Below are 9289 nucleotides of genomic sequence, written 5' to 3'. Positions count from 1 at the left end.
GTTGGCGGTGACGGCGGAGCGGGGGCGGGGCGACGGTTACGAGGTTTCATGACGTGGACGGTGTCGCGGGTGCGGGTGGTGCCGGTGGTGCTGGCGGTGATGCCGGCCGCGGCGGTGCGGGCGGGGCGGGTGGAAACTCGACCGACCAGGCCGGCTTTGCTGGTGGGGCTGGTGCCCAAGGTGGCAATGGAGGCACCGGTGGAGCGGGCGGCACGTCGGTTTCCGGTACCGGCGGCAATGGCGGTGTCGGCGGCGTTGGTGGTAGCGGCGGTTTCAGCGGCGCCGGGGCGAACGGCGCCACTGCGATCTCGCCTATTCCGGCAGGCGGCCAAGGCGGTACCGGCGGAATCAGCAGCGCCGGCGGCAATGGCGGCACAGGTGGCGTGGGCGGTGTATCCGTGACCGGCGCTGGCGGCAACGGCGGTGCCGGTGGGGCAGGCGGCACAGGCGGCAACGCCGGCGCCGGCGGTGCCGGTGGCTCGGCACAAGCTTTCCCTAGTGGCATCGGCGGGAGCGGCGGTGACGGCCTCCAAGGCGGCGCCGGCGGCAACGGCGGTAAGGGCGGAGATGGTGCGCCGGCAACGTTGCTTGGCATCGGCGGCCTCGGCGGCCCCGGCGGCAACGCCGGTGTTGGCGGCGCCGGTGGCTCCGGTGGCTCTGGCGGTCCCGGCGGCCCCGGCGGATCTGCCGGCAGCTCCGGCACGACCGGTGGCACTGGCCCCTCCGGCGTCGCAGGCAATCCCGGCAACAACGGTTGATGGCACGCCGCAAATCTGTCACCGAAAGTTCAGCGAGGGCCGAGGCGCAGCAGTGCACTGCCGACGAGGTACGGCAGAGCGCAGGCTTCATTGTGCGGTGAGATCGCTTACTCGAACTTGGACGAAGAGTCGTAGCCGTGGGTCTGTCGGCTTTGTCGGCCGGGCGGCTCCGAGGGCAGGAAAATGTCAACAACGGCGGCAACGTGGTTGAAAAGCGCACTGGTCGTACCTGGTTTCTCGTAACCTAGACGGTATGACGAGGCTGGGGCCTCGCCACATGTGATCGTGGGTTGCCACGTCAGGAATTGGGTCCTGGCCGGTAGAGCCACAGATGTGGATGGAGGCCCCAGTGAAACGTCATCGTATGAGTGTCGGTTTGGATGTGCACGCACGTTCGGTTGTTGGATGTGCTTTGGACGGGGACACCGGTGAGGTGTTCGAACGTCGGTTGGCCCCGAATTACCAGGTGATCCTGGACTGGCTGAGGTCGTTGCCGGGCCGGGTGGCGGTGACCTACGAGGCCGGTCCGACTGGTTTCGGGCTGGCCCGGTTCCTGGTGGCCGCCGGGGTGTTGTGCCTGGTGGCTGCACCTTCGAAGTTGCAGCGCCCGTCCGGGGATCGGGTCAAGACCGATGCCCGTGATGCCGCGCATTTGGCGCGGCTGTTGCATCTGGGACAGATCGCGGAGGTTGCTATCCCCAGCGCTGGGCAGGAGGCCGCCCGTGATCTGGTTCGGGCGCGAGAGGACTGCCGCGGTGATTTGATGAGTTCCCGGCATCGGGTGTCGAAACTGCTTCTGCGGCAGGGGATCATCTATTCGGGTGGCCGGACGTGGACCGGCAAGCACGAGGCGTGGTTACGAGGACAACATTTCGGGGCCGCGCCGCTGCAACTGGCCTATGACACCGCGTTGGACACCATGCTGGCCACCGCCGATCGGCGCAACCGCCTCGATGACGCGATCGCCGAACTGGCCGCCGACAGTGTCTACACGCCGGTGGTGACCCGATTGGGCTGTCTACGGGGAGCCTCGACGCTGACCGCGTTCGGGCTGGCGGTCGAGATCGGTGACTGGGGCCGGTTGACCGGCCGCTCGATTGGCGCCTACCTGGGTCTGGTCCCCACGGAGTATTCTTCGGGGACCTCACGATCTCAGGGGTCGATCACCAAAACCGGCAACGGGCATGCCCGCAGGTTGTTGATCGAAGCGGCCTGGCATCACCGCCAGCCGTATCGTCCCGGGGTGGATCTGCGGCGGCGCTGGGATGCCGCCAGCCCGGCGGCGCGGGCTCGGGGTCAGCAGGCCAACCGGCGTCTGCACACCCGCTGGTGTCGCTTCGATGCCCGCAAAAAGCGTCCCGTGGTGGCCAATACCGCGATCGCCCGGGAGCTGGCCGGCTGGTGCTGGTCGCTGGCCGTCCTCGACACCTGAGCACCGGCCCATAGTTGTCCGAACTGAACCCTGACGGCGGCAGCGCCTGGGAGCGACCCGCGAACGTCCTATGGGCAATCCCGTTGCCCGGCAACGTTAATCACGCTCGATACTAGACCCCGCGATCCGCTCCAGCAGAAAACAGTCCGTCCTGCGGTAACCAACCCGCGTATATCAGACTTGACACCCGCGTCGACAATCATCGACACGCTCGCCGGCAAGGTTCGGCCCGGCCAACGGAAGCGGACGCCACGACGACGGTCATGGCGTCCGCTTCCCCCTGCTGGCCGGGTGCGTCTCGCCGCGTCACACGGTGGATACCCGGATCAGCACGGTCGACAGTAAGGGGCTTGTTGATGCGCTGCTCGATGGCGACGGGGTGCAGCGCGTCGCATCAATCGGCAGCGATGGCGACAGCAAGTGTGTTGGGGGCTGCTGCATCTTCGGCAGTGGGTGAGGCGCGGTATCGGCGGCGCTGGGGACTGCATGATCTAATCTGCATGGTGTAGCACTCGTGCTACGGTGTTGAGGTGGCAATCATCGAGATCACCCAGCGTGAGCTGCGTAATAGCAGCGGCGATATCATGCGTCGACTTGACCAGGGCCAGTGTTTCATTGTCACCCGTAACGGCGTTCCCGTGGGGGAGCTGTCACCTCTGCGTCGGCGTCGCTTCGTCAGCGCCAGCGCTGCAGTAGCGGCGTTCCAAGGTGCGCCGCCGGTGGATCTCGACCGGTTGCGCGCCGACCTTGATCGCGCAGCCAGCCAGGAGATCGCGCCACGTGGCTGAGCCGCACTCCTTCCCGCAGGGGCTCATCGATACCTCGGTGGTGATTGATCTCGATCATCTCGATGCTGAGCAGCTCCCAGCTGAACTGGCGATCAGCGCTCTGACGATGGCAGAGCTTGCTGCGGGTCCGCACGCCACGAGCGATAGTGCGGAGCGAGCGCGGCGCCAAGATCGTCTGCAGCGAGCAGAAGCTACGTTTGACCCGCTGCCCTTCGACGGTGCCGCTGCGCGAGCATATGGTCGTATCTACGCGGCGATCACGGCAACCGGACGCAAGGCGCGCGGACCGCGAGCCGTGGACTTGTTGATCGCCGCTACTGCGCTTGCTGCCAACCTTCCCTTATATACGCGAAATGTTGACGATTTCCGTGGCATCGAACATCTCGTCGATGTTGTTGGCGTTAGTTCGGGTGGTGGCGGCTAGCACTGTGAGTGTGCGAGGTCAGTTGGGCGTTGATTGGCTAGTGGGTGAGCCGCGGCGCGCCTGGGTTGGTGGGCGTTGCTGTTGGTGAGTGGTCACCAACAGGATCCATCGGCGCCGTCGAAGCGGCTGTTGGGTGCGGCAGCTCCGAGAGGTTGACGGGCCTTCGGTTGCTGGGAAGCTGACCTAGTCCTAGTCGTACCCGTGGCGCATATCCTCGACGATGCGCGGGTTGTCCAGGGTTGAGGGCTCCAGCGTCCGCGGCCGGACGTCGTTGGAGAACGCCGTAGCGGCATCGAGCACCCGTTGATCCAGGAACCGCAGCGCGGGCGCATCGTCCGGCACGGTAGGGACCGGCGCGGTGTCGCCGCGGCCTGCCAACACGAAACCCCAGTCACCAAAGGTGGGCACGTAAACGTGGTACGGGGTGACCTCGTAGCCCGCGGCTCGCACAGTCGAGACCGTTCGCCAGAACGCCGTCCGCGTCGAAAACGGGCTGCCCGCCTGCACCACCAGCAGCCCGCCGGGCGCCAGCGCACGACCGACCAGCCCGTAGAACTCGGTGGAGTACAGCCGGCCTAGCGCTGGAGTATCCGGATCGGGCAGGTCGACGATCACCGCATCGAAGGGCCCCACCGCGGCGCCGCGCAGCCAATGCATCGCGTCGCCGATCACCACGTGCACGCGTGTGTTGTCCAGCGACCCGGCGTTGGCCGCGCGCAGGGCGGTGCGCGCCAAGTCGATGACGGCCGGGTCGAGCTCCACCTGCACGATTTGCTGAATCCTATTCAGCCGCAACAATTCACGTGCCGCTAACCCGTCGCCACCGCCCAACACCAGCACCGAGCGCGCGCCATTGCCGAGAGCGGGGTAGACCAGGCTTTCGGTATAGCGGTACTCGTCGCGGGTAGAAAACTGCAGACCGCCGTCCAAGTACAGGCGCAAGTCGTCGCCACGGCGGGTGACCACAATCTCCTGATACGCCGAATGCCGGTAGGCAACGATCGGGTCGGTGTAGAGCCGCTGGCGGCTGGTGGTCTCGATGCCGCGGGCCCGCACCAGCAGGGTGACCAGCAGCGCCAGCGCCACCGTGAGCGCGCCCAGCGCCGTCGCCAGCTGCCGTCCAGACATGACGCGTCGCAACAAGAAGATCGCCACCACACCCGCGGCCACCAGATTGACCACGCCGGTGGCCGCCGCGCCGCGAATCATCCCCAGCTGGGGCAATAGGAGGAACGGCCACACCAGCCCGCCCACCAGCGCGCCCAAATAGTCGGCCGCGTTGAGATTGGCCAGGGTGCGGCCGGTATCGGCGGCCCCAGACACGCGACCGGCTTGCAGCAGGGTCATCAGCAGCGGCACCTCGGCGCCGACCAGGCAGCCGATCAGCGCGGTGCTCACCGCCAGCACCAGCGTCGAGCCGTCGACAAACGCAAACGCCACATACAGCGCCGCCGCCGACAGGCCGCCGACGATGCCCAACAGCATCTCTACGGCGATGAACGTCACTGCCGCTCGCGCCAGCAGCGGCTTGACCAGCAGCGCACCCAAGCCCAGCGCCGCCACATATCCCGCGACGATCAGCGACATGGCCACGATGCCGCCGCCCTCCAAGCTCGTCGACAGCGTCAGCAGCGCGAGCTCGTACACAATCCCGCACGCCGCGCACGCCGCTACGGCGGCCAGCAGCACCGCGCGCCAGCGCGCCGAGGTCACAACAGCCGCCTGCTGCGTCGCTGTCATGACAGCGCGGCGGCGATCACACCCCCGACCGCCAGCAGCATCACGGCAATGGCGAACGCCGCGGGATGCAACTCCGGCTGCTGGACGTGGTCGCGGAACCGACCCGGCACCGCGATCTCGACAATCAGCAGCGCCGCCCCTTGCAGCGCGACCCCCACCAGCCCGTACACCGCCACGTCGAGCAGGCCCTGGCCCAGCTGGCTAGAGCTGGTGTGAATGGCGACGATGATGACGATGGCCAGCGCCGCATACATCGCCGAGGCCAGGACGACGGCGTTGGGCCGCCGCTCGACGAACACCAGGCGACGCAGATTGCCCGGGGTCAGCACGTCGACCATCACAAAGCCTGCTACCAACACGGCGGCACCGACCAGGAAGTACAACACGGTGGCTACCACGCCGTGCAGGACTGGGGTGAGGCTGACGGTGCCGAAATCGACTCCGGCCTCATATATGGCGTGGTACATGGCTGTCTCCTTGGGGTAATCGTGCTACTTGCTTCCGCCCGGTCCGCCGGGGCTGCCTCCCGAGCCGCCCGAGGGAGACCCGGGGGTAAATCCGGGACCGAGGAAGATGAACGAGCCGTGGCTGTAGCCCGCGCTCAGCGGTTCGACACGGATGCTGCACGGGTACGAGCCGTCGGGTCCGACGATCACAATGGTGCGGCTGTAACGCAGGTATTGGTTGGCGCCGTTGGCCGCGCGGGCCGCGGGGGCCTGGTAGTGGGCGAGCGTGTCGGCGACCTGAGTCGGCGACCCGGTGCACACGTAGCGCACGCCGTTGGCGTCACGGGACTCTTCGCGGTAGTGGGACGCGATATACGAGGAAATATCCTTGTGCGACAACACTATTCCGGAAATAAGCGACACGGTTGCGGCGACCGCCAGCCCGCCGGCGAGCAGGAGGAGGCGACTGCGACTCACGGCTGCCACCGGCTGGCGGTGTGCACCACCGTGCCGCCGGATGCGTTCGGGTACAGGTGCCAGGTCTGCCAGCGCCAGCCGCTGCCGTCCGGCTCGGTGGCCAGGGCGGTCAACGCGGCATCATCGCCGGGGAAAACGCCGCCCAGCCACCCTTGGTCGGCGGCGCAGCGCTGGCGCAGCTGATATGCCAGACGGCGGAACGCCGGTTCTTCGTAGCTATTGGTGCGGGATTCCAGGTAGTAGCCGGGAGCTTCGGCATGTATCGGTAGGCTCCCGCCGTGGTCGCGGACGGTACAGGAGACTTGCTCGGAAAAGCTTGCCCCACAGTGGTTCACAGTGATGACATGCGATGCGCCCAGGACGCCGAGCACAATGGTGCCGCCGCCGGGGTGGTCCATCCGATAGGTGGCCAGTGGCCGTGGTGCGGGCCCGTTGATGGCGAGCCCCAACCGGGCCCCTGATACGTCAACTGGCGCTACGGGGAGCTGGTGAAGCGGCACTGATGTGGTCCTATGCCGATGCCGGGGGCGCGGGATACACGGTGAGCTCACCGGGCAGCACAGTTTTCCCGGTCGATATTTCCCAACGCATGTCCGATGCCCAGCGCTCGAACGACAGCAGCATGGTCCCGTCGGCAGCGGCGTAGTCGACGTAGTCCATCTCGCCACCCGCCGGCAGGCCCGTTGTCCCCTCGGTGGTGTAGCCGGCTTGGCCGCGCTCCGACTCGTGAAACGCCACACCGTCTACCACCGGGTCGCCGTTGGGCTGCGCGGCAAGGTCGGTGCGTTTCACCCACAGCGCGAGCTCAAGGCGCCCGTCGTCGTCTTCGACGCTGAACCACATGGGTTGCTCGCCGCCCTCCAACAGGTGCTCCCACCAGACGAACGGTCCCTGACGGAAGGTGACCGACCCGCGGACCACGTAGTCGACGCCGCCGTAGCTGACGATCGCGCCGGGGCCAAATTGGCGCGGGCCGAACTGCGGCATCGCGTTGAACGACAGGGGGTCTTGGCGGCCGGTGCTTGCCTTTGGTTCCTTCGGGCGCCGCAGCGCCACGACCAGAACGATGATCGACGCGATAAACAGCGCCACCGCAAGCACGACCAATTGTGGCCCCACGTGACCCCTTCCGTCGTGGTCTCAAGTTAGCAGGGCGGCCCGCGTGGTATTGGAGTCAACCCCGTCGGCTTGAACAGTCCATCCGACCAGCGCGTCGCAGGGCGCGCCGCCGGTCACGCGGTGCTTGGCGAGGTGGTCGATCAATCCGCGGTGCCACCGCGCGTCGAGCGTCAGGAAGTCGCTAGCAGCGACATCCGCCAAGTAGCCGTAAACGGCGAGTGGTTCCACGCGATGCGGCGGTGGCAAACGGGAAGCGCCCGGATCGCCGACTCCTCCCCTTCGTGCCACGTCGCGAATCCGGCAATGAGCACACTGGTGTCTGGTGCGATCACCGCCGCACGCGATCGAGCGTTTCCCGGACGATTTCGTCGGTCAACGGAGGCAGGGGACGTTCCGGCCGTGCGGCGAGCACCGAGCCTTCCCGGACGCGTTCGACGCCGGTTGGTGCTGGCTCAATCTCGATGCGCCCATCGCGTTCGGTGATCTCCACCTGCTCATTGCCCCGCAAGCCAAGGCGGTCGCGAATCCGCTTGGGAATTCGAAGACGGCCAGACTCGTCGATGGTCGCGCGCATGGTCAGAAATTTACCGCTTTCAGATCCCGGGCGTGTCTGCCCGCCGATGTCGCACCCACCCGCTAAGCTCTCGAACAATTGTTCGGGTAAAGGGGTAATTCAGTGCGGGTGATGGGTGTCGATCCCGGGTTGACGCGGTGTGGGCTGTCGTTGGTCGAGAGCGGGCGCGGTCGGCAGCTGACTGCGCTGGACGTCGACGTGGTACGTACAGCGTCGGATGCGCCGGTGTCCACGCGGCTGCTAGCCATCAGTGATGCTGTCGAGCACTGGCTGGACACCCATCACCCCGACGTGCTGGCCATCGAGCGGGTGTTCTCCCAATTGAACGTGACCACGGTGATGGGCACCGCCCAAGCCGGCGGTGTGATTGCCCTGGCGGCGGCCAAACGCGGCATCGACGTGTATTTCCACACCCCCACCGAGGTCAAGGCCGCCGTCACCGGCAATGGCGCCGCCGACAAGACGCAAGTAACTGCGATGGTGACCAGAATCCTTGCGCTGCAAGCCAAACCGACACCGGCGGACGCTGCCGACGCGCTGGCGCTGGCGATTTGTCACTGCTGGCGCGCGCCCATGCTGGCCCGGATGGCTGCAGCTGAAGCACGAGCCGCCCAGCAGCGACGCGCATACCTGGCCAAGCTGAAGGCCGCGCGATGATCGCCTCGGTTCGCGGTGAGGTGCTCGAGGTGGCCCTCGATCACGTGGTCATCGAAGCGGCGGGCGTCGGCTACCGGGTGAACGCGACGCCGGCGACGTTGTCGACGCTGCGGCAGGGCACCGCGGCAAGGCTAGTCACCGCGATGATCGTGCGCGAGGATTCGATGACGCTGTATGGGTTCTGCGACAACGAAACTCGCGATCTGTTCCTGACGTTGTTGTCGGTCTCCGGCGTGGGGCCGCGGCTGGCGATGGCGACGCTGGCGGTGCACGACGCCCCCGCGCTGCGCCAGGCGCTGGCCGACGGCAATGTCGCCGCGCTCACCCGGGTGCCTGGTATCGGCAAACGCGGCGCAGAACGGATGGTGCTGGAATTGCGCGACAAGGTCGGAGCTGCGGGTCTGTCCGCCGGAGCGCCCGCGGTCAACGGCCATGCCGTGCGGAGCCCGGTGGTGGAGGCGCTGGTCGGTCTTGGCTTTGCCGCCAAGCAAGCTGAGGAGGCCACCGACAAGGTGCTGGCCGCCGAGCACGACGCGACAACATCCAGCGCGCTGCGCGCTGCCCTGTCGCTGCTAGGAAAGTCGAAATGAGCGACGACACTGCGGACCGCGATGTCTCGCCGGCGCTGACCGTCGGCGAGGGTGACGTTGACGTCAGCCTGCGGCCCCGCTCATTGCGGGAGTTCATCGGCCAGCCCCGAGTTCGCGAACAGCTGCAGCTGGTGATTGAGGGCGCCAAAAATCGGGGCAGCACACCAGATCACATCCTGCTGTCCGGTCCGCCGGGTTTGGGTAAGACCTCGTTGGCGATGATCATCGCCGCCGAGCTGGGGTCCTCGCTGCGGGTGACGTCGGGTCCCGCATTGGAGCGCGCC

Annotated in this window: 13 protein-coding genes and 1 pseudogene; 7 read left to right on the top strand and 7 right to left on the bottom strand. The window is 67.0% G+C overall.

Features of this window, described 5'->3' with window-relative positions; translation table 11 throughout:
• Positions 1-53 precede the first annotated feature (53 nt).
• From F0Q45_RS27990 to F0Q45_RS21695, 4 genes are all read left to right on the top strand, one after another.
• Positions 54-758, top strand: a complete 705-nt coding sequence (locus F0Q45_RS27990; protein ID WP_188113084.1) for a hypothetical protein — start codon at positions 54-56, stop codon at positions 756-758.
• A gap of 337 nt (positions 759-1095) precedes the next feature.
• Complete coding sequence (locus F0Q45_RS21705; protein WP_444875262.1) at positions 1096-2190, top strand: IS110 family transposase; 1095 nt, start codon at positions 1096-1098, stop codon at positions 2188-2190.
• A gap of 530 nt (positions 2191-2720) precedes the next feature.
• Positions 2721-2978: a type II toxin-antitoxin system Phd/YefM family antitoxin gene (locus tag F0Q45_RS21700; RefSeq protein WP_262491109.1), complete on the top strand. Its 258-nt coding sequence runs from the start codon at positions 2721-2723 to the stop codon at positions 2976-2978.
• Positions 2971-3402 carry a type II toxin-antitoxin system VapC family toxin gene (locus F0Q45_RS21695; protein ID WP_149655892.1) on the top strand — a complete coding sequence of 144 codons (432 nt, stop codon included), beginning with the start codon at positions 2971-2973 and terminating at the stop codon, positions 3400-3402. The genes F0Q45_RS21700 and F0Q45_RS21695 overlap by 8 nt, the downstream gene beginning before the upstream one ends.
• Positions 3403-3591: 189 nt before the next feature.
• On the opposite strand, the gene F0Q45_RS21690 is transcribed toward F0Q45_RS21695, so the two are convergent.
• The 7 genes and pseudogenes from F0Q45_RS21690 to F0Q45_RS21660 form a co-directional block, all read right to left on the bottom strand.
• Positions 3592-5142 (bottom strand): polyamine aminopropyltransferase, encoded by a 1551-nt coding sequence (locus F0Q45_RS21690; RefSeq protein WP_149655891.1) that lies wholly within the window; start codon positions 5140-5142, stop codon positions 3592-3594.
• Positions 5139-5609, bottom strand: a complete 471-nt coding sequence (locus F0Q45_RS21685; RefSeq protein ID WP_373425053.1) for a DUF350 domain-containing protein — start codon at positions 5607-5609, stop codon at positions 5139-5141. The genes F0Q45_RS21690 and F0Q45_RS21685 overlap by 4 nt, the downstream gene beginning before the upstream one ends.
• A gap of 24 nt (positions 5610-5633) precedes the next feature.
• Positions 5634-6065 (bottom strand): DUF4247 domain-containing protein, encoded by a 432-nt coding sequence (locus F0Q45_RS21680; RefSeq protein ID WP_149655890.1) that lies wholly within the window; start codon positions 6063-6065, stop codon positions 5634-5636.
• Positions 6062-6565 carry a DUF2617 family protein gene (locus tag F0Q45_RS21675; RefSeq protein ID WP_149655889.1) on the bottom strand — a complete coding sequence of 168 codons (504 nt, stop codon included), beginning with the start codon at positions 6563-6565 and terminating at the stop codon, positions 6062-6064. Before F0Q45_RS21675 ends, F0Q45_RS21680 begins: the two co-directional genes overlap by 4 nt.
• 10 nt (positions 6566-6575) lie before the next feature.
• Positions 6576-7184, bottom strand: a complete 609-nt coding sequence (locus tag F0Q45_RS21670; RefSeq protein WP_149655888.1) for a DUF4178 domain-containing protein — start codon at positions 7182-7184, stop codon at positions 6576-6578.
• A 60-nt stretch (positions 7185-7244) separates the two neighbouring features.
• A pseudogene (locus F0Q45_RS29995) lies at positions 7245-7516 on the bottom strand (type II toxin-antitoxin system VapC family toxin); the annotation flags it as partial.
• Positions 7513-7758 carry an AbrB/MazE/SpoVT family DNA-binding domain-containing protein gene (locus tag F0Q45_RS21660; protein ID WP_149655887.1) on the bottom strand — a complete coding sequence of 82 codons (246 nt, stop codon included), beginning with the start codon at positions 7756-7758 and terminating at the stop codon, positions 7513-7515. The gene F0Q45_RS21660 and the pseudogene F0Q45_RS29995, both read right to left, overlap by 4 nt.
• A 102-nt stretch (positions 7759-7860) precedes the next feature.
• On the opposite strand from F0Q45_RS21660, the gene ruvC reads away from it, so the two are divergent.
• From ruvC to F0Q45_RS21645, 3 genes are all read left to right on the top strand, one after another.
• Positions 7861-8415 (top strand): crossover junction endodeoxyribonuclease RuvC, encoded by a 555-nt coding sequence (gene ruvC, locus F0Q45_RS21655; protein WP_149655886.1) that lies wholly within the window; start codon positions 7861-7863, stop codon positions 8413-8415.
• Entirely contained in the window at positions 8412-9005 is a 594-nt protein-coding gene (gene ruvA, locus F0Q45_RS21650) for a Holliday junction branch migration protein RuvA (protein ID WP_149655885.1), read from the top strand. The genes ruvC and ruvA overlap by 4 nt, the downstream gene beginning before the upstream one ends.
• Positions 9002-9289 (top strand): AAA family ATPase (locus F0Q45_RS21645; protein ID WP_149655884.1); only part of this gene is annotated, 288 nt, incomplete at its 3' end. The genes ruvA and F0Q45_RS21645, both read left to right, overlap by 4 nt.

This window comes from Mycobacterium simiae (assembly GCF_008370645.1).
GTDB lineage: Bacteria > Actinomycetota > Actinomycetes > Mycobacteriales > Mycobacteriaceae > Mycobacterium > Mycobacterium simiae_A.
The sequence above is the reverse complement of the archived record's forward strand: the minus strand, read 5'-3'. Positions and strand labels throughout refer to the sequence as shown.

What these genes read in the sequence shown, in the direction of transcription:
- F0Q45_RS21705 (WP_444875262.1), top strand. Translation starts at nt 1,096, where the DNA reads ATGGAGGCCCCAGTGAAACGTCATCGTATGAGTGTCGGTTTGGATGTG.
- F0Q45_RS21690 (WP_149655891.1), bottom strand. Translation starts at nt 5,142, where the DNA reads ATGACAGCGACGCAGCAGGCGGCTGTTGTGACCTCGGCGCGCTGGCGC.
- F0Q45_RS21685 (WP_373425053.1), bottom strand. Translation starts at nt 5,609, where the DNA reads ATGTACCACGCCATATATGAGGCCGGAGTCGATTTCGGCACCGTCAGC.
- F0Q45_RS21660 (WP_149655887.1), bottom strand. Translation starts at nt 7,758, where the DNA reads ATGCGCGCGACCATCGACGAGTCTGGCCGTCTTCGAATTCCCAAGCGG.
- ruvA (WP_149655885.1), top strand. Translation starts at nt 8,412, where the DNA reads ATGATCGCCTCGGTTCGCGGTGAGGTGCTCGAGGTGGCCCTCGATCAC.